Below are 20,126 nucleotides of genomic sequence, written 5' to 3'. Positions count from 1 at the left end.
GTCTTGATCCGCTTGTTTTAATTCGCCTCAGCTATATATCAGTAACTAAAAAAGCTTTTGAACAAGCTTGTAGATCAATTCCGCTGCTTCCTTGTTCAGCATTGGATCCTTCGGTCTATACTCCAGCGGTCCGCCTGCGGCCTGGACGTCAGGGCCGAATAGTTGTTGTCCCGCAATGTACTGTACCCCTTCGGATGCCCAGGGGGAGGCGGGGGTTTTCAGGTCGGCTTTTACGGGATCAGCATTCAGCGAGATCTTGACCATCCGCCAGATGAAGGTAGCTGCTTGCTCGCGTGTCAACGGCTGGTTAGGGCCAAAGATGCTGCCGGGGAGTCCCTGAACAATCCCGTAATCAACCGCCGTCTGGATTACAGCTTCATAGGGGCTGCCTTTCGTGTCAGAAAATACAGATGGCCGTGTAGAAAGCTGGAACCCCGCCAGTGGCATAATTTGTGAGAGAAACTGGCCTCGCGTTACCGCCTTGTCCGGTTTGAATTCGTTTGTGCCGCCCGGAATAGCCCCAAGCTGAACCAGGTAATAAATAGATTTGGCATAAGGATAGTTTACCGGGACATCGCTGAATATGGGGGGCACGGGGATCTTCTCCGCCCAGCTGTCTGTCATGTTGTAGGAAAAGTAGGTAATGTTCCCGTCCGCATCCGATTTAAAACCGGTAGGGGTTCCTTCTTCGTCATAGAACAGCAAATCGTCCGCCTGGCGCAAGGTATGGGTGCCCAAAGCATCGCGCACGATCAAGGCACCGTCTGTTGCCGTAATGTCATAACGCAATACAGGTGTGCGCAGATGGCGGTACAGTCCCTCAAACCGTAGGAGCTGCTGCTTATCCGGTGCCGGCTTCAGAAAAGCCGGTCCAGCATCCGTTCTAGGGAAATAACGGCTCATGAACTGCTCAAAGAAAGGAAGCCGCAGGTTGCCTTTGTCACTGTTCAAGGCAAGGAACATACCGGTGTTCTGCCCGGGCAGCAGCCATAGATTGGAATGGAAGCCCGATAAATCGCTGCCTTTTTCTACGACTGTATACCCGTTGTAATCTTTCGGATAGTTCATCTCAAAGGCATAGCCGGCACCCGGAATGTCCGGATGGATCGTGACGCTTGTATGCTCCATTGCTTTTACTGAAGCTTCCGTCAGGAACCGCCCATCTCCGGCTTGCCCGTTGTGTAGCATTGCGAGCATGAACCTGGCCATATCGCCACCCGTAGAGAACATCCCTCCTTGCGGAGAGTTGTCAGGCACGTTCTTGATTTGCTCTAGCTGCTCAAGATTGTTGTCATAGGGAGTGGCGATGGCTTGCTTTACCTCGTCGTTGAAAATAAAGCTGCTGCTGTCCATACCGAGCGGGTTGAAAATATTTTTGCTGACATAATCCTGAAAAGGCAGTCCGGACACTTGCTCGATGATTTACCCCTGCAAAGTAAATGCGAAGTTGTCGTAACGGAAAACTTCCCCCGGCTTGCGCACAACAGTAGGCATCATGTCATTCAGGTAATTCCTAAGTGAATAAGACTTATCGGAATCAACGTTGTCCGCATTGTCAAAGCCAGTCGTATGGGTCATCAGATGCTTCAGTGTAAGCGGTGCTCCCGTTGTATTCGGGATTTTCATATCCGGCAGGTAGGTTTGGACATCCTTGTCCAGATCAACCTTTCCGGCTTCAGCCAGCTGCATAATGCCTGCAGCAGTGAACAGCTTGGATACAGAAGCCAGGCGAAAGAGTGTTGTATCCGCGTCAACCGGCCGCTTTGCAGCAATGTCTGCATAACCGTAGCCTTTGTTCAGGAGCACCTGTCCGTCCTTGACGATGACCAGCAGGGCGCCTGCCAATTGTTCTTTGACCTCCTTTTGTTCAAAAAATTGCGTTGCAAAGGCTTCGATCCCGGCTTTGTCCAGCTTTACGGCCGAAGGGGACGCTGGCGGGTCGGCCGCAGCAACTACAGACGGGAGGAACAGGGTGGTAGTGAAGATGAGTATAATGAGTTTTTTCATAGGTAATCTCCTTTTTTATGATTTGACGATAGGAAGATGGGGACGCACTGCATCATAAAAATTGCGGGTTGTACTCCTGTTTTTCTCGGTGCGGATCAAGAATTTGAAGTCTCGCCGTTGACAAAAGCAAAACAGAGGATTATTATGGTTTTAAATTTAGTAAATTAGTAATTTAGTAAATTAGTAAATAAAAATTGGAGCGTGTACAAATGAAAATTCCAACAACGTTAAAACATAAACCTGTAGTCGTATCAGAAGATTATGAGCAAGTGGACGGCCGGTATGCCCGGAATACGGATGCGAAGGGTCTCTCTCTGGGACTGGCCCAGTGGAATGACCGGGGGAAGGTTGATATTTCAGCAAAAGTATGGAGACATACGGGGAGAAATGGTCGAGACAGTCCGAGGAGCTGCCGATGCACCGTGTTCTGGACCTTGCCATTCTGATCTGCAGCAGCAGCTTATATTTTCAGGATGCCTACCGGTTTCCGAAAATGTATGACCCGGAGAACCCGGTAATTGACCGTATCGGGCTGCAGGGGGATGCCATGAGTGTATCCGTGTGCGCGGACAATCCCATGATTGATAATGATATCAAGCTGTTTGCCCAGGCGCTTAGTGATGATGGAGAAATGATTGGAGAACGGCTGCGCGTATTGTCCCGGCTGTTGAAAGACATGGGGTATTAAAGCCTTAAAGAGGTGAGAGGGTATGAGCAAGCAAGAAACAACTATGCTGTCTCCAGCAAGACAACTGACCCGTGCAGAGCAGGAGCTGGTCTGGAATAAGCCGTTGTCTCATAAAGTCAGCGAAGAAGAGAAGCGAATCTGTAGTGAAATCAGGCGCAACTGGAACCGCGGGGAACTGAAAATCGCCAATATCCTGCTGGAAGGGGATGCCGGCTCCGGAAAAACACAGCTTGCAAAGGCACTGTCCGCTGAGTTGGGATTGCCTTATACGAAGGTGACCTGCTTCGCGGATATGGATAAATCGGATATTATCGGGGCGATTCTGCCGGTCATCCCGGAAGAAGATCTGCAGAAGCTGGAGCCTGCGGAGCAAGCCGTCTGGAACGCATTATATGAAAATGACGGTTTTCAGAGCACCGCTGAAATCTTGATGAATGTGCTGGGGATCAGCCGGGAGCAGGCCGCCTCTAAGCTGAAACTGCTGCTGGCGAATGCCGGGCAGAACAGCGGTGACGAAGCGGTTGAATATCGTTTTTACCCTTCGGAGATCGTCAGAGCCTATCAGCAAGGTTATCTTCTGGAGATTCAGGAACCTACCGTTATCCGGGATGCCGCGGTGCTCATGGCGCTTAACTCGGCCCTGGAACTGGACGGGAGCATTAATCTTCCGACAGGAATTATACGCCGGCACCCGGATTTTATCGCGGTCATTACGACCAACCGCAGTTATGCAGGAACCAGGCCGCTGAATGAAGCTCTGCGTGACCGGGTTCAGCATACCGAGAAGATGGATCTGCCCGCCAAAGAGATCATGATTGAACGGGCCGTCTCCAAAACCGGCTATACGGATGAACGGGTGTTGGGTGTACTGGCAGAGATCATTATGGTTCTGGACAGCACAGCCCGGGCGAATGCGATTAAAGGTGTGGCGGGGATGCGTTCTTTTTTCTATTGGGCGGATGCGGTTGCCGGCGGAGCTTCAGCCACAGAATCCCTTTATCATAAAGTCATCTACAAGATCACAACCGATTCCGAAGAAATCAAGCTGCTGGAAGAAGCCTTACGAAGCCATGGCTTGTTCTCGGGTCTTGATGAAATCGAACGGGAAGGTAAAAAAAAGAATCGTTGCGGAACTGGAGCTAAAAGCATGGGGGGACATCGGCGATACTGATTTTGACCCTGGCAAGGAGGAAGAGGAACAGGGGGTTGCGCTGAAAAAATCTGCGGACAGCGACAAAAGCACAGCCGAATTTCCTGATTCTTCAACCGAAATGGAACGCTCAGATACCGAAGAAGACGGTGCTCCCAGAGTTCATCAGGCAAACCCTGAGCTGAAGTCAGAAGAAGCGAGACAGCAAGAGCGGGACTTCCGCAAAAAGCTGAACCGCGAGGCCAGAGAGACAGTGTCTGCTTCCATCCACAGCAAGATCAAACTCATTGTTCACCGTCCGGATTTTGATTTGGAATCCAAGCGTGAATATCAGAGTCTGAGCAGGGAGCTCTTGCCTGTTGTCAGAGAAATTGCCAGGAAAACCATGCCGCTGCTCGCACATGATGACTCTTTTGATTTTGGGAAACATCAGTATTATGGCAGTAAATTTCAGGCGGACAGCATTGCTTACCGTGATTTCAGGTATTTTGCGAAGAAACGGCCGCCAACCGACTCTCCCTCCCTGGCGGTCGGTGTTAGAGTGGACGAATCGGCATCCATGTCGGCTTTTGGAAGATTGGAGGCTGCCAAACAGGCGGTCATCGCCGTGTACGAGTTTTGTCAGCTTTGCCGGATTCCGGTGTTGATCTACGGGGATACAGCAGATGTCTCCAGGCTGGAGCAGATGTCCATGTACGCCTATGCGGATTTTGAGCACCCGGATGCCAATGACCGGTTCAGACTCATGGGAATTCGTGCCAGAAGCAATAATCGTGACGGGATGGCATTGAGAGTTATGGCAGACCGGTTAGCTGGCTCAGCAGCGCAGACCCGGTTGCTGATCAGCATCAGTGACGGACAGCCCAAGGCCATGGAGGATTATACCGGTTCCTTGGCCGTCCAGGACATGCAGCAGACCTTGGCCTACTATGAACGCAAGGGAGTTACATTTCTTGCAGCCGCCATTGGCCAGGACAAGGATGTCATTCATGACATCTACGGGAGCGACAGATTCCTGGACATCTCCCATTTGCCGGAGCTGCCCGCACAACTGGTCCGGATGATTGCCCGGTATTTATGATTTTATTCTATATAGAGTGAACTTGAAAAACGAACAAAAGGGCAAGGGCTGGAGGGGAAGTTTGGATACTTACGGAGCGAATGCGTCCGCCTAAAAGCTTTCCGTAGGAAAGCTCGCTATCTTCAGCATAGGCAGTCTGCGGATTTCCACCGCGAACAGCGGTACAAATCAAGAAATCTGCAGATGGGCAGCGGCCGGAAGTCCAAACATTCACCGTAGTCCCGACGAAGTCCCTAATGTAAAGATCTTAAGTTCACTCTATATACTGTGGAACTAGACAACGGCAGAAATGCCGTTGCTGAAGTTCCTGCTCTGGTCTATCCAGAATACCCATATAAGTCTATTTCATAAGCTATCTATTAATTGAACTCATTAGCTGGAAGAAGTATTCAGGTTGATGAGTCTTATTCAGGTTATACCATGAATGCAGTGTATCCGGCGCAAATACATCTAATTGCTTCAGGACTTCCACCGCAAATTCCAGGGGAGCTACTCCTGAGGCAGTAACCAGATTTGTATCCGCTGCTGCAGGTCCCGGCTCATAAAATTTTTCTCCTTTATACTGAGGACAAACCATTTTCAAATACTCTAAGTCATTGCTTGTATGCGTTCTGGAATCCAGGTACCCCATATTCGCCAGTCCCTCGGTTGCACCGCAAATGGCAGCAACAATAGCGCCTAGCTTTAAAGCTTCGCCAACTTTTTTCAAGACAGGTTGATGAACAGGTTCTCCCCAAGTATTTCCCCCAGGTAAAATTAATAGATCTTTACTCTCAAAAGTGCACTCATCAAGGGATATATCCGGTTGTATGCGCAGTCCTCCCATCGTAGTAATAATTTCTTTATCAGCTCCTACGGTAACTACTTTTATAGGGGCTACATCTGTTTTGAAATATCTTCCTGTGTTTAGCTCAGCAATTAAATATCCATACTCCCAGTCTGACATTGTATTCAATACATAGAGATAAGCTTTTTGGGTTTGCATCCAATAACACTCCATTCACATTTGATATAACCTATTATAAAATCACTTCCCTGACAGCTAACGTCAGGGAAAAGATTTGTTTGCTGAAATTTTTATCTCCAACAGAGCTTCATTATGTATCTTGTTGGGCAGATTTATTTTCCCGATTGGGAGGTACCATTGATTAAAGTGACAACGATCACTTCATGAAATGGAAAAATAAAGAATAATTAGGAGGATAACTCATTTTTAAAAATAACCTACCGAAAATTGTGTGCATATAATTACTATTATTAAAGGAGGAAGAGGGATTGAAGCTGGATTTAGATGGCATCCAAGCTGACTCTCTGGTGGATATGTTGAAGGCATCATTCACCCTAGAGAATTGGGACAGCATCATCCTGATTGCAGATAAGCTTCACGAGGAGATTAATAACATATACCAGACAAACCAGCAGAAACGTGCATCCGGCAGATCAGTGAATATATTTCAACTGAAGAGGAGTGTGGTGTACTATTTCGGGTACAGTATGTGCCTAAAGGGGATTGCGCTTCAGAAACTGGGCAAGTATGTAGAAGCAAGAGCGTGTATTGACAGGTATTCAGAATTAGGCTGGATTAATGGCATGGATGCAAGAGGTTTGGATGAGGTAGAATATTACCGGAATATAGCGGTAGCTAACAGATATGTAGTGGATCTCAGCGAGGGAAATAAAGATGTGCTGGAATACTACGTATCCTATATCAGACAAAATAACGATGAAATTCTCCCTGGGATTATACATATTTTGGAATCATCTATTCTCCATAATTTTAGAGTCGATGTGATTCTGGAAGAATTTATGGATAAAATTTTTGAAGAAGCTGAATATTATAAACAGAATAGAAACATTCGGTACTTTATAGATTGTGTATATCTTTTGTCTCTATATTATTCTAAAAATGGGAAAATAAGTGATTCCATAAATAACACTCTGTATGTTTTGACAACAAGTGTTAGTCTTAATGATAACAAAGGGTTCCGCAAAGCTGCTGCCCTCTACGAATCATTAAGAGGACAAGCAACAGCTGAACAACAGGAGCAATACAGCAAGCTTATGAATAAAATTCTTGAAGAGAGGGAGTTAAGCTGATGAAAAGAGGATTGCTCTTAATGATCGCTTCACTTATTCTTGCCGGTTCGGGTATTGTCACTTCCACTGTCAGCGCAAAGGGCAGTACAAACGGGAATACAAATATCGGGTATGTTACCCCCTGAGTCATGGCGTCGATCACTAATCCCGTTTAGAATGGACACAAAAAACGTAAAGCTCTGCCGGCCGCTAGGGTCTGCAGGGCTTTTTTAATCCATGCAGGGGTTAAGCCCTAATCGCTGCTTGAGGGGGCACTTCCAGGACCGGACAAAAATCCGGATTTGAGGTGCAGAGCTGGCGGCTGAATTCCGGCCGGAGCATGGAGAGCTCTTCGAAATAACTGCCGAGTGCATGATTCAGGCTGACGGAACCTTTTTGAAACGAAAGGGGGTAGAACTCTCTGACATGACTGTAATAATACCGTTTGTCCCGCTTGGGCAGCTTGAAGATCGAGGGCGGAACATAGGCGGCAGCGTCAAAAAGATTGGCAATACGGTGGCTGTTCGGTACATAGCGGGTACTGGCTTTTGCGAAGGCTGGATCACCCGCACGGGGTGAACCATACGTATACAGATGCGGTGTGCGGAAAGAAGTGTTGGCAGCAACATCAGGCGCGCATAGTGTGGCCAGTGCTCCGCCGAGGCTGTGACCTGTAATATATAGTCTTTTGCCGGAGGATAACCGGGAGAGTGCGGAGTGAATCCCGCTTCGGGCTGAGGTATATATGTTGGTGAAGCCGCGGTGGGTCAGACAGTCTTCCTTGATATATTTGAACTTTTTTTGCGTGGCATTGGCGTTGGAGATCCAGTTGGCTGTTGAGCTGCTCCCGCGGAAGGCGACTATGATCTCTTCTGGAGATTCGATAATGAACCCGAACCGTTCCCACACTTGTCCTAACGATTTTGCATGAATGGTGTGAGTGACCGAATAGCCAGCTGGAACGGTGAATGAACCGTCCGCATGATTAAACTGGGCATAGGTCTGTCCGCAGACAGCTGCCAGAAAGATGGCCCGTTCTTCAAAAGCCTGATTATTGCTCACATGCATCCCGCCCTTCCCTCTAATCTATGTATGTCAAGAGCACAGGATGGGTGCCTGTCGCTGGAAGAAAAAATGTTCTAAAAATGTTTCTACCATTTTCTGTATCAGTCTATATGGTAAAATGATTGCAATGACCCTACAGGTTATGTGGGGAGAACAATGCTATCAAGGGAGGATATTAAATGATGCACAACGATAAGCTCTATCTAATTACAGATATTCCCGGGTATTCACCACAAATCAGCCGTTTGATCTCTATGATGAATTACGCAAGATTTACAACTATTGAATCTGTTAAAGGACTGAGTGTTGACCAGTTGGATTATTTGATCGATTCTCAGAGCAATTCAATCGGTGGGTTATTATTACATTTTGCCGCTGTAGAATATGCTTATCAAGTTGAAACCTTTGAAGGAAGAGACTTAACTGAAGAAGAACTGGCCAGATGGGGAGCGGCGTTAAATTTAGGTGAAGAAGGACGAGCGCAAATTAAGGGCAATGAATTGAGTTATTATATGGACCAGTTGGATGCAGTAAGACGGACGACGCTGGAATGGTTCCAGACTGTGGATGACGAGTGGTTATACAAGGAAGAACCATTCTGGGGTGATCAACCGGCAAACTACTATTTTATGTGGTTTCATGTTTTTGAAGATGAGATTAACCACAGAGGACAGATCCGAATGATCCGTAAAAGATGTGAGGTTACAGGATAAAAGGAGAAAGCTCAGGCTGTATGTTACAGTGACGAATTTGGCTGAAGGCCGGTGATGCTGTGGAATTCGAACTCAGCATTTGACGCAGACCATTCACCGATGGATAGGAGAAGGGAGTAAATAAGTGGAAATAGAGCTGCTGCTGGCAAAAAAACGCTCAAGACATGTACTGCCATGCCTTGAGCGCTCATATCTGCTGTTATTACGGGGTCAACTGGGTGATCTGATTCAACAGCTCGCTTACCTTGTTGATCGTCTCGGGAATGCCTGTTGATTCAAAGGCGGCTTTTCCTTGTTCCAGGTTGGTTATTGCCTGATCCAGTCCTTGCTGCAGCGTTTCATTGTACCCCACAATCGATTGGTGCAGGTCTGCTGCATATTCAGGAACCTGAAGACCAGCATATTGGACGACCTGTTCCTTGAGCGCAGCGAGCCTGTCTGTCAATGCCTCCCTGGCCTGCGGATCTGTAGCAGCATCGGCAGCCAGTGTATCCATTTCTTGTCCGAACTCTGTTAATGTTTGCATATAAGAAGCTGTATCGGTGGCAAAATTAACGCTGTTTCCCACCTTTTCCGCAAACCCGCAACCCGGTACAACCAGCAAGATGAACAGCAGAAGACTTAACCCGTATTTCTTCATTAGCATCACTCCTCTTGAGTTATCGTATGTGCCAAGTTTACTGTAGTTCATACGGCCTGGGGCGCTCCAGGTTGCGGGAAATTTAGGCGGATCTCAATTTGTGCTTGAAAGGGGAAAACCACTTGAACCAGGTATTATTAATCATCGATGCGCAGCAGGAACTAATGGATGGGAACCAAAAGGAAAGTGCGGTATTTCATAAAGAACAGCTTATCCAAACGATCAATAAAGTGATTGAAAAAGCCAAACAATCCGGTATTAAGACTGTATTTGTCAGGGATCTTGATGTCGCCGGGGGAAAAGATGCGGGTTTTCAGGTGCACAATGAAATTCATATGCCTGCTGATGCCAAGGTGTTTGATAAAAAGGCAACGAATGCTTTTCACGGGACCGGGCTTCTGCCTTATTTAAAAGAGCAGCAGGTTGAACATGTAGTCATTATGGGCTGTAAAACACAGCATTGTATCGATACCGCTGTCCGGACGGCTACCGTCAGTCATTTCGATGTCACCTTGGTTGGCGATGGACATTCTACAACAGACAGTGATGTCCTGAGCGCAGAACAAATCATCAGGCATCATAACAGTACGCTGCACGGACACTATAATGTCGAACACTTTTCGCTGGTCAGAGGGTCGGAGGAAGATCTGTTCCATCCAACCCATGACTCATACAGATAATGTATTATGATGATGAAGATTTTTATTAAATAGAACCGCTGATCTTTGGAAAAGGAAGCACCACCACGGTTTCGAATTTTCCGTTTTTGGCCGTGGTTTTTAAATGACCGCCATATTTGTCGGCAGTCCGCTGCACATTGCTTAAACCGATTCCGTGCAGCCCGGGATTTTCTTTCCGGGTTTGGGTCTCTGGCGTGGAGGGATCGGCCATGGAATTGCCAACATAAATAACGAGTGCATTGTTGTTGGAATGGATATGGAGATGAATGAACCTGTTTTCGGTCCCGCTGACCTGCTGTGCGGCTTCTATGGCATTATCCAGAAGGTTTCCTAAAACAATGCATAAATCATAGCGGTCAATGTTAATTTCTGCAGCGGTAATATGGATTTTGTGTTCCATGGCAATCCGGCGGTCATAAGCGATGCTAAGTGCATTGCTGATTAAGGCATCAATCGCCAGGTTGCCGGTGGTCACTTTTTGGCAGGAAGCTTCTATTTGAAGCAATATCCTGTTGATATGTTCAATGCCTTCCTGAGCATGGCCTTCTTCAATACAGGCACGTATGTATACTAAATGCTTATTGGTATCATGAATAATTCGTTTGATGCCCATAAATGAATGTACCGTCTGCTTGTAGCTGATATCCTGGGCGTCCATTTGTCTTTGCAGCCGGTAATTCACCTCCGCCAGCCTGAAAATTTCAATCATCCTGTCGAACAGGAAGATGATCAGAAAATTGATGCCGAGAATACCGATAACGGACAGGATGTACCAAAGATTTATTCTGGAGTAAAAAAACAGCGTATTCAAAATGAGCAGGCTTATTAAGATAATCAGCGTCATGATGAAGTAGTAGCTTTTACTGATTTTATAGTCCTGCCCCCGCTTGATAAAACGGATGACGGTGATGAACAGCAGTATAATCAAAGCGGAAATGAACAGGATGAGCAGGCGCTGCTCCAGCCTGGATAATTGGTTCGCCCCGTGGGCCGGGCGGATGGCAAGGATCAGGCAATAAGACAGCGATTCCGCGATGAATCCCAGGATAACGTACAAGGCGCTGAAAATCATCTGGGAACCGGGCCGGACAGGGTAGAGCCGGGCAATCAGAAAGGTACTGGTCATGGACAAAAGTCCGGTGATGGGCATGGGGAAAAAGGAAACGGACGATGTGAACAAGATCGCTCCGGCCAGTACATAATGAAGTATAATGATCTGCAGCTTCCGGCCCGGAGTATGAAAGAGAACCGAAAAGTAACGGTTCAACAGAATCAATTCCAGCAAAGTTGTCCCCGTAAACAATGCAGTAGGCAGTATGGCTACCCTCTCCCTTGTAATTCTTCCAGCACGTATTGAGCATAGACATCCTTGATGGCCTTCGATTGGGAACGGCCAACGGGGTATTCTTCATCATTGGACATCACAACGGAGGTGGCGGTAAATCTGCGGACATGCTCCAGATTAACGATAATGGAACGGTGAATCATCAGGAACAGGCTGCCCAGCTTATCCGAATACTCCTGTAGCGTGCCGTTTATGATGTACTCTTGAGTTGCTGTTATTACTTTAAGCTTGTTTTGGGCCAGCGAATGCTTGATTTTGACCATGGCGATAATTTCGGGCTTTCTTAATACGATTTGCCCGTCTTCCACTTTGATGGTGAAAAAACGGTTCAAGGAAGAAATGATGTAGCTGCACAGCTTCAGTGTTTTTTTCTTGAACAATTCATAGGTTACCGGTTTGAGCAGGTACTGAAAGGTTTGAACATCAAAGCTTTCCATCATGTATTCGGGATAGCTGGTCAAAAACATAATTTGTACGTCACGGTCTGGTAAGGAACGGATTTGCCGGGCTGTCTCAAGCCCGCTAATGCCGGTCATTTCGACATCCAGAATCAGCAGATGATAGGCATACTCCCCTTGCATTGCTTTATAGTGCTGCAGGAGCATTTCGCCGGAGGGAAAATAATGGACATCAAATGAATAGTTTGTCGTTACCGAAAGTTGTAAAAAATACCGCTGCAGCTCGTTGCGGACCCCGACTTCATCATCGCACACCCCCACGTGGAACAAATCTCTCTCTCCTCTCATCTCATCTAGTAAAGTTATGTAAGATTTGGAAGCATATCTGACAAAAGAATGCGTTTGCATGTCCTATTATACCATTAACATACATAATGTTCCATTTAATTAACAAATGCGCTATATTCGATTTGGGGGATGTGAATGATAGAGTATATTGTGAAACTAATCACGCTGCGAAGCGTCCAGCAAGGCATTGTGGAAGAAAAGAATGCGCCGGTCATCCGCTACGGGCTGCAGGCCATGATCGAGGTTACAATCATCGCCATGTCCATGATCGCCATCTCGGTCTGGTTCAGCCGGATACCTGAAGCGCTGGCCTGGCTGGGAGCCGTTATCGGGTGCCGGAGCTTTGGCGGAGGTTATCATGCGAAATCGTTCAAGGCCTGTTATTTCATTTCAGTCACTATTTTCATAACAACCCTGGCATTTGTGGATATACTGCCTCCCCTGTGGGTGAGCTCTATTGTGATCCTGTTTATTGGGGGCTCTGTGGTTCTGTTTGCCTGCTTGAACGTGATGTCCCGGCAGGGTGGACAAGCGGATACAAACGGCCGCCGCACACTGCAGAAGATATCTGTTACTGTACATATTTCATTTTATGCTTTTGTCCTGTCTATGATTTTGCTGCAGCTGGCCGGCACCGCCGTTTTGGCTAGTCTATGCGGCTGCCTCATTTCTCAGCTTTCCGCGCTGATCCAATTAAAGGGGGAGAATCAATGAAAATGGTCCAATGGCCTTTGAAATCGCTTACGATGCTGGCCGGAATGTTCGCTGTGCTGGGTGCCAACACAACCTGCTGGTGGATTGCCCATGAGCCGGAAATGCCGGAAGAAGTAAAAAAATTGCAAAAGCTGCAATAAAGCAACATTTCGTTTAATTACCTGTGAGGATGTGAGTCAATGAACGCAAATACGCTATTGTCCAAAGTGAATGTGATCAATGAGGATTTAGGCGAGGAATCGCTGGTGCTGGACCGCAATAACGAGATGTTCTTTTTGAACCAGACCGCCAAATATTTATGGGAACACTGCAACGGGAGAACTGTTTCTGAAGTAGCCAGCTTGCTCTATGACCAATGCCTGGATAAGGATGGACTAGAGTTAAGCGATATTATCACGGACTGTCTTGGCGCATTTGAAGAACTGGAGCAACGAGGATTTGTGAAAATCAGGAAATGAGGTGCTAGTGTGGAATTTTTGTCGCCAGCCGAAAGTTTTAAATTAGGCGGTTGTTATTTGGAAATCACCTCCAATTGCAACCTGCGCTGTCTGCATTGCTATAACGAATCCGGTGTATTGCAAAGCCAGATTGATAAGCCGACCTTCATGAATATCATTAATGCTCTGCCGGATGATCCCGATACAAGCATTACCATTTCCGGAGGAGAGCCGACCACGCATCCTGAATTCTGGGATTTTATGGATGAACTGCAAAAAAAGCATTTTGGCATGGTGCTGGTGATCACGAACGGCACCTTTATTACAAAGGAAGTAGCCGAGAAATTTGCCTCCTATAAAGTTTCCATTCAATTAAGCTTAAACGGCTCGCGCGCTGAAATACATGACCAATTATGCGGACGCGGCAGCTTTAACAAAACGATGCAGGGCTTGGATCATTTAATCGAAGCCGGCATGAGCGAACGCATTCTGATCCGCAGCGTGCTTACCAGCTTCAACAAAGATGATATCGTGAATCTGCTGAAAATGGTCGCTGATAAAAAGATACCCCAGGCCGAGATTGCCGGCTTGAGCAGCCTGGGCCGAAGTGAAAATAATAAAAATGACTTGTATCTGGACATCCTGGAGAAATCCGCGCTCGTGGAGAGTCTGGAGATAAATGCGGAAATTGTGGACCTGATCAACAGCGGTGTCAAAATTACCCTACCTGATGATTTTACAGGAGGCTGTCCTTTGTTGAACAGCATTACCGAAGAGGATGATAGAATTCCTTTAACACCACGAATTGACTCTTCCGGGAATGTATTTCTGTGCCAATTATTTACCGATGTCCAGTATGCGATCGGAAATGTCAATCAGACCAGCCTGTCGTCGATGCTGCAATCCCCTGAGATGATTAATCTGATCCGTTTTTTTCAAGTAGGCCAGACCTATATGAACAAGTGCCAGACCTGTATTTGGAATCACAATTGCGGCAAAGGCTGTGTGGCAATCGCCGTGGCCAACGGGGGATCCATCCAGGATACCGATGGCTGCTGCAAAGCGAGAACGAAATATTATGTATCCGAGCTGAACAAAAACAGAAAAACATTGGTGCCCCAGTAATAATAGGGAGCCACTTGAAAGGAGGTGAATAAAATGAGCTATATCAGACCGTTGATTGAAAAAGCAAGCGCTGATTCCATGATCACTCCTACTGGGTGTACTTCAGGCTTCAGTTGTCCAAAAACTTTCAATTGCAGCAATTATACTTGCAAGAATAACTTTAAGTGCGGTAACTGGTCGTAATATCCATACTTTCAAAAGAACATGGTTATTCTACATAATCATGTTCTTTTCTTTGAAAGGCAGGGGATACCCCTTGAAAGAATACATATGGTTCTTAAAGATCTACTTCAGACATCAGCCGGTGACTATGGTATCCATTCTCCTGCTCTACATATTAATGTACTCGCTGCAGCCTCTGGAGCTGCTTCTGATCCAGCGGATCATTGTCAGCCTTGGCCATCAGTCTGAAATTCTTGCCATCGCCGGACTTATCCTCGCCTATATCCTCGTATATTCATTGAAGAATATCCAATATTCTTTTTCACTTCTGTTCATAGAATTGCTGGAGAACAAGGTCGGTGCAATGCTGCAAAGAAGTCTGTTCGATGCAATTGCCAAGGCAGATTTATGCAAATTGGACCAGGCGGATTATCTGCTTCAAATCGAAAGGGCTAAAGATACGGTATGGTTTAAACTTACCAATGCCGTTAATGACGTGTTTCATTTTCTGGGGTCCGTTGCCGGCTTTTGTATGTCTGCGCTGATTATCGTCAGGCTGGGTGTTCTCTATTTACTGGCATTTATTGTGCTTGGACTGCTCTACAACTATTTTGTGAAGAAAAACACGAAAGAACATATCGATTTGATGAAGAAGCAGGAGCACGAGGACCGCAAATTGAAGTATTTGAGCAATCTTATGCAGGACAGAAGCAACCAGAAAGAAATCAGAAGCTTCAAAATTTTCGATTGGCTGGAAGCGAAACGGCTTAGCAAATTTGACGAGATCAGGGACATCGATCTGGCCTTCAGCAAAAAATGGACGGTAATCGGCTGTGTATGGTCGGGGCTGATGATTGGTCTGGAAAATAGCATTTTGCTGGTGATGTGTTATGGTGTGGCACTGACAACGCTGACAGTCGATCAACTGATTGTGCTGAGCCAGGGCCAGGGGCAGATCATTGTTGGCATCAATGCCTTTGCGGAGTTTTTCTCCCAAGCCCAAAAAAATAAAATCTATATCAAAGAATTCAGAGAGCTGATCACACCTGAGGAATCCGGGATTCCGGCCGGGCCGGACGCTGCCTTAGCCAGAGCCAAAACGGTTATGGAGCTGCAGCATGTGTCTTTCTCGTATGGCGATCATTCCGCTGCATTAAAGGATATCAATCTGCGCGTCGGCAAAGGCGAAAGCATCGTGCTCGTTGGTGAGAACGGCAGCGGGAAAAGCACCTTGGCCAAAGTTATGGCCGGCCTGCTTAAGCCTGCTGAAGGCATCGTCCGGAAGAATTGTGCGACCGCCACCGCTGCATTTCAGGATTATGCCAAATTTGAATTTTCTGTACGGGATAATGTCGGTATAGGCGATGTAACCCGTATTAATGACAACGATAAAATCAAAGAAGCAACCATAAAAGGCCAGATCAACCATGTCATTGAGCAGTATCCTAAGCGGCTGGACACGGTATTGGGCAAAAAATTCGATGCCGACGGCATCGACATGTCGGAAGGGCAGTGGCAGAAAGTGGCGATCAGCCGGGCGTTTATGCGCGATGCTGATTTTATCATCTTCGATGAACCGTCTGCCTCTTTGGATGCGTTGTCGGAGATCCAGCAATTCAACAATATCGGTAAATATTTTCGCGGCAAAAGTGTTGTCCTGGTCTCGCACAGAATCGGAATCGCCAAGCTGGCCGACAGAATCGTATTTATGAAGCACGGGGAGATCGTAGAAGAGGGCACCCATGCCGAGCTGATGCAGCTGAATGGCGAATACTGCAGTTTCTTTATGAATCAGGCCAAATGGTACGATACGGGAGATCAGGTCATATGAAAAATAAATTGCTGATTCATGTCCGCAACATTATGATGATCGTCAAGCTGTTTTGCACCAAAGAGCTATACTTTTCATTGGCGCTTATGGCGTTCAGTGCGCTGCTGGCCCCCCTCGGTACCTGGCTGTATAAGCTTTTGATCGATGACCTCGCTTTCGTTCATTCGGCATCCGCAGTGACACAAAAGCTGGTTGTCATTATCGCCGGTTATACCGTGCTGAAGATCATCCTTGAATGGTTTGAGCATATTACGGCACATATCAATAACCGCCTGAAATATAATATTAACCGGGAATTTATCAGACAAGTGAACAAGAAGCTGTCTGTTATTTCGATGGAGCAATTGGAGAATCCGGCAGTGTATGATCTGCTCGACAGGGTGCAGTCCAATGTCAATAAAGGGATATTATCCTACATCAACAACTCTTTATCTGTGGTCCTTCCTGTATTCTCCATCATCTCCTACATTCTGCTGCTGATTAACATCAATCTGTATTTCCCCTTGATCGCGGTGCTCGCTACGGTCCCTTATTTGCTGCTGATGAATGCACAGGGAAAGAAGAGCTATTTTCAAGCCGTTGAACAAAGCAAGCCGCTGCGCCGTTTAAACTATATGTACGATGTGCTGACAAGCAGACGTTATGCCAAGGAGATCCGGATGTTCGGGCTGATTGACTATTTCAATGACCGGACCGAAGCGATCCGGAAGGATGTATGGAAAGAGAAGTTCAAATTGCTGCTGCATTATACGCTGGGAGGCGCTTTTATTGATATATTCCGGAACGTTGCGCTGGGAATCTGTCTGTTGATGACCTGTATAGGCGTTCTGGAGAACCGGATGAGTATTGGTGATGTGATGCTGGTAATCACTTCAATGCAAGCCATAACAGACGGTTTGAGCGGTATGGTCAATAAAATCAGTTCGATGAACAATTATACGTTCTATATAGAAGACATGATGAACTTTTTGGATCTCCCTGAAGATACCGGCAGCGGACACAAGAAAATTGTTGAGTCACCAACCATTCAATTCAGACATGTCGATTTCAAATATCCCAATAGCCAGACCCGTACCTTGAAAAATATTGATATCACGATAAAAAAAGGCGAGAAAATTGCCCTGGTTGGGGAGAACGGATGCGGCAAGACCACTTTTATTAATGTGCTTCTGGGCCTGTACAAGCCGACTTCAGGTGAAGTATTGGTCGGAGGTGAACCATTGGCTGACGTGATTGATGATTTCCGGACGATGACGGTCTGCGTATTCCAAAATTTCATCAAATATCAGCTTTCGGTAGCGGACAATATCAAAGCGGGGAATTTCGGAGAAGATTTTCACAAGCAATCTTTGCAGATCTTCAGTATGGATTCCTTTATTGATAACCTCCCGCAGGGGCTGGACACCCAGCTTGGGCAGCTGGAGAATAACGATGTGGAGTTGTCTGGCGGCCAATGGCAGAGACTGGCCATCGCAAGGGCGCTCAGCCGGGCAGAAACAGAAATTCTGATTATGGATGAACCTACAGCCAGCCTGGACCCCAAAGTGGAAACACAGATCTATGAGGAATTCTCGGCGCTGTGTGAAAATAAAACGGCGATAATGATCTCACACCGTTTAGGCGTGACCAGACTGTGCGATACAATCTATGTATTTGACCAGGGTGAAATCTGTGAATTTGGATCGCATGCCGAACTGATGAACCGGAGGGGGAAATATTATCAGATGTATTCGGCACAAAGCTATTTATACGCCTGATCCTTTTGGAATAAAAAAGAATTAACAGGATATAATTGACAATTGGTGACTACTGGAGTAGTATTGACTCGTGACTACTTCAGTAGTCAATTCGAGGGAGGCTGGTACATGGAGCTCAAACTGTATGATTCCGAGTTAAAAGTGATGGACATTTTGTGGAGAGAAGGGATGCTGGCGGCAGGCGATCTGGCGGCGGTCTTGAACCGGGAAACGGGCTGGAACAGAAATACGACCTACACGGTAATCAAAAAGCTGATCGTCAAGGGAGCCATCCAGCGGACCGATCCGGGCTTTGTCTGCACAGCTCTGATTCCCAAAGAACAGGTGCAGACTTATGAAACGAAGGAATTGATCAACAAAATGTACAATGGTTCGGCGGGGATGTTTTTTTCGGCGTTCCTCAATGAGAAGAACCTGAGCAAAGAAGACATCGACAAACTGAAAAAAATTGTGGAAAGCTTAAGCTGAGGCGGCGATGGTGGATATCCTACGGATGAGTATTTCGGCGAGTGTGCTGATCGTTCTTGTTATCCTGCTGCGGTCTTTGGCTATCCACAAATTACCCAGGCTGCTATTTCTCATTCTGTGGGGAATTGTGGTCGCCAGACTGCTGGTCCCAGTTTCTTTTCCTATTCTTCCGCAGTTATTCCCGCCGGCTGAAATTGCTGATCCGACCATCAGTGTGAATGCACATACAGCAGCAGTATTCCAGTTGCCCGGTCCAACTGTCCTGAACAGCGGGATGCTGACCCGTGAGGTTGAGGTCCCGGCAGATTCAGGCGGGGGGCCGGAGCCGGAGCCGATGCCGGAGCTTCTGAATACCTTGTGGCTCGGGGGTGCTGCTCTACTGCTTATGGCGATAGTGGTGATCTATTACAGAAGCAAAAGGGAGCTGCGGACAGCGCTGCCTCTGCAGGGGAGCCATCCCGTTATCGAAGCCTGGTTAGCCAAACATCCATTGCGGCGGACCTTGACGATATTGACCTATGACCGGATGGATACGCCGATCACCTTCGGAATATTGCACCCGAAGATTATTTTGCCCAAATCACTCGATACCGGCAACGAATCCGCAATGGATTATATTCTCACTCATGAATACATGCACATCAGACACTTTGATGCGGTGTGGAAATTGGCCGCGGCCGCTGTCCTATGCCTGCACTGGTTCAATCCGCTGGTCTGGCTGATGTATCTCTACCTGAACCGGGATTTGGAAATGGTGTGCGATGCCAGAGTGATCCACAGGCTTGGTGCCGAACACAAGGCGGACTACGCTTTATGTCTCTTGGCGGTGGCAGAACAAAAAGGGAAATTCACTCCCCTGTACAGTGGCTTCAGCAAAAATGCGACTAAAGAAAGGATCGTGTCAATCATGAAATTGAAAAAATTGACGGTATTGACGGCAGCTATTTCGCTCGTTTTAATATTGGGAGCGGTGTCTGCATTTGCAGACCAATCCAGCGGGGCAGAAAGCAGCGCCAATACTGAAAACTCTGTTGAAATGAACGCTGTAGAAAGCGAAGGCAACGCCGGCGGGCCTGATTCTGCCGCTGCGTCAGCCTCTTCGCAAGACGGAACCGTGAGCGACTTTAACTACGATGCACTGAAGGATTATGTGGCCTATGGACTGGCGTATGACAAAGCCCAAGACAGATTTTTGTACAATGGCAAGCATATCCGGCTGTTCCTGGACCAGGATCTTAAAAATGAAGGAAAGTTCAATAAATTTTATTTTGACGGGGACGGTACGGCCGATTTCAAAGTCGTCAGGGATAAAGACAACAAGGTAACTAAAATTACTGAAGTGGATGAACATGAACTCCAGGTTTTAGCCAAGGGGTACGGGTTTGAACTTACTCAGGATGGCCTGAAATTTGAAAATGCAAACTAAGGCAGCCTCCAACAG

General features: G+C 46.9%; 20 protein-coding genes and 2 pseudogenes. 15 read left to right on the top strand and 7 right to left on the bottom strand.

Going from position 1 to position 20,126, the window contains the following annotated elements; genetic code table 11:
• Nucleotides 1-45 precede the first annotated feature (45 nt).
• Both JI735_RS36440 and JI735_RS36435 read right to left on the bottom strand, forming a co-directional pair.
• Nucleotides 46-624: an S-layer homology domain-containing protein gene (locus JI735_RS36440; RefSeq protein WP_342364523.1), complete on the bottom strand. Its 579-nt coding sequence runs from the start codon at nt 622-624 to the stop codon at nt 46-48.
• Nucleotides 625-942: 318 nt separating this feature from the next.
• Nucleotides 943-2,007: pseudogene (locus tag JI735_RS36435) on the bottom strand (serine hydrolase domain-containing protein); the annotation flags it as partial.
• Nucleotides 2,008-2,216: 209 nt separating this feature from the next.
• On the opposite strand from JI735_RS36435, the pseudogene JI735_RS28800 reads away from it, so the two are divergent.
• The 3 genes and pseudogenes from JI735_RS28800 (at nt 2,217) to JI735_RS28790 (ending at nt 4,926) form a co-directional block, all read left to right on the top strand.
• Nucleotides 2,217-2,695: pseudogene (locus JI735_RS28800) on the top strand (DUF6530 family protein).
• A gap of 22 nt (nt 2,696-2,717) precedes the next feature.
• Entirely contained in the window at nt 2,718-3,866 is a 1,149-nt protein-coding gene (locus JI735_RS28795; RefSeq protein ID WP_202676665.1) for an AAA family ATPase, read from the top strand.
• Nucleotides 3,766-4,926, top strand: coding sequence for a vWA domain-containing protein (locus JI735_RS28790; RefSeq protein WP_233476093.1), 1,161 nt, complete (start codon nt 3,766-3,768; stop codon nt 4,924-4,926). The genes JI735_RS28795 and JI735_RS28790 overlap by 101 nt, the downstream gene beginning before the upstream one ends.
• Nucleotides 4,927-5,278: 352 nt before the next feature.
• Here the strand turns inward: JI735_RS28790 and JI735_RS28785 are convergent, their stop codons facing one another.
• Nucleotides 5,279-5,911, bottom strand: a complete 633-nt coding sequence (locus JI735_RS28785) for a type 1 glutamine amidotransferase family protein (RefSeq protein ID WP_039837695.1) — start codon at nt 5,909-5,911, stop codon at nt 5,279-5,281.
• Nucleotides 5,912-6,201: 290 nt separating this feature from the next.
• Between JI735_RS28785 and JI735_RS28780 the strand changes: the two genes are divergently transcribed.
• Nucleotides 6,202-7,023 carry an adenine nucleotide alpha hydrolase family protein gene (locus tag JI735_RS28780; protein ID WP_039837693.1) on the top strand — a complete coding sequence of 274 codons (822 nt, stop codon included), beginning with the start codon at nt 6,202-6,204 and terminating at the stop codon, nt 7,021-7,023.
• Nucleotides 7,023-7,148 carry a hypothetical protein gene (locus JI735_RS37080; protein WP_267919017.1) on the top strand — a complete coding sequence of 42 codons (126 nt, stop codon included), beginning with the start codon at nt 7,023-7,025 and terminating at the stop codon, nt 7,146-7,148. The genes JI735_RS28780 and JI735_RS37080 overlap by 1 nt, the downstream gene beginning before the upstream one ends.
• 100 nt (nt 7,149-7,248) lie before the next feature.
• Here JI735_RS37080 and JI735_RS28775 read toward each other — a convergent pair whose 3' ends face one another.
• On the bottom strand, nt 7,249-8,070 hold the full coding sequence (locus JI735_RS28775) for a lipase family protein (protein ID WP_039837691.1): 822 nt from the start codon (nt 8,068-8,070) through the stop codon (nt 7,249-7,251).
• Nucleotides 8,071-8,246: 176 nt separating this feature from the next.
• On the opposite strand from JI735_RS28775, the gene JI735_RS28770 reads away from it, so the two are divergent.
• Nucleotides 8,247-8,780 (top strand): DinB family protein, encoded by a 534-nt coding sequence (locus JI735_RS28770; protein WP_083886865.1) that lies wholly within the window; start codon nt 8,247-8,249, stop codon nt 8,778-8,780.
• Between the two features lie 202 nt (nt 8,781-8,982).
• Here the strand turns inward: JI735_RS28770 and JI735_RS28765 are convergent, their stop codons facing one another.
• Nucleotides 8,983-9,420, bottom strand: a complete 438-nt coding sequence (locus tag JI735_RS28765) for a DUF6376 family protein (protein ID WP_202676664.1) — start codon at nt 9,418-9,420, stop codon at nt 8,983-8,985.
• 122 nt (nt 9,421-9,542) lie between these two features.
• Here JI735_RS28765 and JI735_RS28760 point away from each other — a divergent pair, with 122 nt between their 5' ends.
• Nucleotides 9,543-10,100 carry a cysteine hydrolase family protein gene (locus JI735_RS28760; protein WP_039837682.1) on the top strand — a complete coding sequence of 186 codons (558 nt, stop codon included), beginning with the start codon at nt 9,543-9,545 and terminating at the stop codon, nt 10,098-10,100.
• Nucleotides 10,101-10,125: 25 nt separating this feature from the next.
• On the opposite strand, the gene JI735_RS28755 is transcribed toward JI735_RS28760, so the two are convergent.
• Entirely contained in the window at nt 10,126-11,403 is a 1,278-nt protein-coding gene (locus JI735_RS28755) for an ATP-binding protein (protein ID WP_039837680.1), read from the bottom strand.
• Between the two features lie 17 nt (nt 11,404-11,420).
• On the bottom strand, nt 11,421-12,191 hold the full coding sequence (locus JI735_RS28750; RefSeq protein WP_233476092.1) for a LytR/AlgR family response regulator transcription factor: 771 nt from the start codon (nt 12,189-12,191) through the stop codon (nt 11,421-11,423).
• A 135-nt stretch (nt 12,192-12,326) separates the two neighbouring features.
• Between JI735_RS28750 and JI735_RS28745 the strand changes: the two genes are divergently transcribed.
• The 8 genes from JI735_RS28745 (at nt 12,327) to JI735_RS28710 (ending at nt 20,111) form a co-directional block, all read left to right on the top strand.
• Nucleotides 12,327-12,905 (top strand): accessory gene regulator B family protein, encoded by a 579-nt coding sequence (locus JI735_RS28745; RefSeq protein ID WP_039837678.1) that lies wholly within the window; start codon nt 12,327-12,329, stop codon nt 12,903-12,905.
• A complete protein-coding gene (locus tag JI735_RS28740; RefSeq protein WP_157771440.1) occupies nt 12,902-13,045 on the top strand; it encodes a cyclic lactone autoinducer peptide in 144 nt (47 codons plus the stop codon). The genes JI735_RS28745 and JI735_RS28740 overlap by 4 nt, the downstream gene beginning before the upstream one ends.
• 39 nt (nt 13,046-13,084) lie before the next feature.
• Complete coding sequence (locus JI735_RS28735; protein WP_039837677.1) at nt 13,085-13,363, top strand: PqqD family protein; 279 nt, start codon at nt 13,085-13,087, stop codon at nt 13,361-13,363.
• Between the two features lie 57 nt (nt 13,364-13,420).
• The gene (locus tag JI735_RS28730) at nt 13,421-14,467 is read left to right on the top strand and encodes a radical SAM/SPASM domain-containing protein (RefSeq protein ID WP_039837675.1); all 1,047 of its coding nucleotides are present in this window, start codon (nt 13,421-13,423) and stop codon (nt 14,465-14,467) included.
• Nucleotides 14,468-14,723: 256 nt separating this feature from the next.
• Nucleotides 14,724-16,460, top strand: a complete 1,737-nt coding sequence (locus tag JI735_RS28725) for an ABC transporter ATP-binding protein (protein WP_039837674.1) — start codon at nt 14,724-14,726, stop codon at nt 16,458-16,460.
• Nucleotides 16,457-18,217, top strand: a complete 1,761-nt coding sequence (locus JI735_RS28720; protein ID WP_039837673.1) for an ABC transporter ATP-binding protein — start codon at nt 16,457-16,459, stop codon at nt 18,215-18,217. Before JI735_RS28725 ends, JI735_RS28720 begins: the two co-directional genes overlap by 4 nt.
• 108 nt (nt 18,218-18,325) lie before the next feature.
• Complete coding sequence (locus JI735_RS28715; RefSeq protein WP_039837672.1) at nt 18,326-18,685, top strand: BlaI/MecI/CopY family transcriptional regulator; 360 nt, start codon at nt 18,326-18,328, stop codon at nt 18,683-18,685.
• Between the two features lie 25 nt (nt 18,686-18,710).
• A complete protein-coding gene (locus JI735_RS28710; RefSeq protein ID WP_051052084.1) occupies nt 18,711-20,111 on the top strand; it encodes a M56 family metallopeptidase in 1,401 nt (466 codons plus the stop codon).
• Nucleotides 20,112-20,126: the final 15 nt, after the last annotated feature.

Source organism: Paenibacillus sonchi, from assembly GCF_016772475.1.
GTDB lineage: Bacteria > Bacillota > Bacilli > Paenibacillales > Paenibacillaceae > Paenibacillus_AQ > Paenibacillus_AQ sonchi.
The sequence above is the reverse complement of the archived record's forward strand: the minus strand, read 5'-3'. Positions and strand labels throughout refer to the sequence as shown.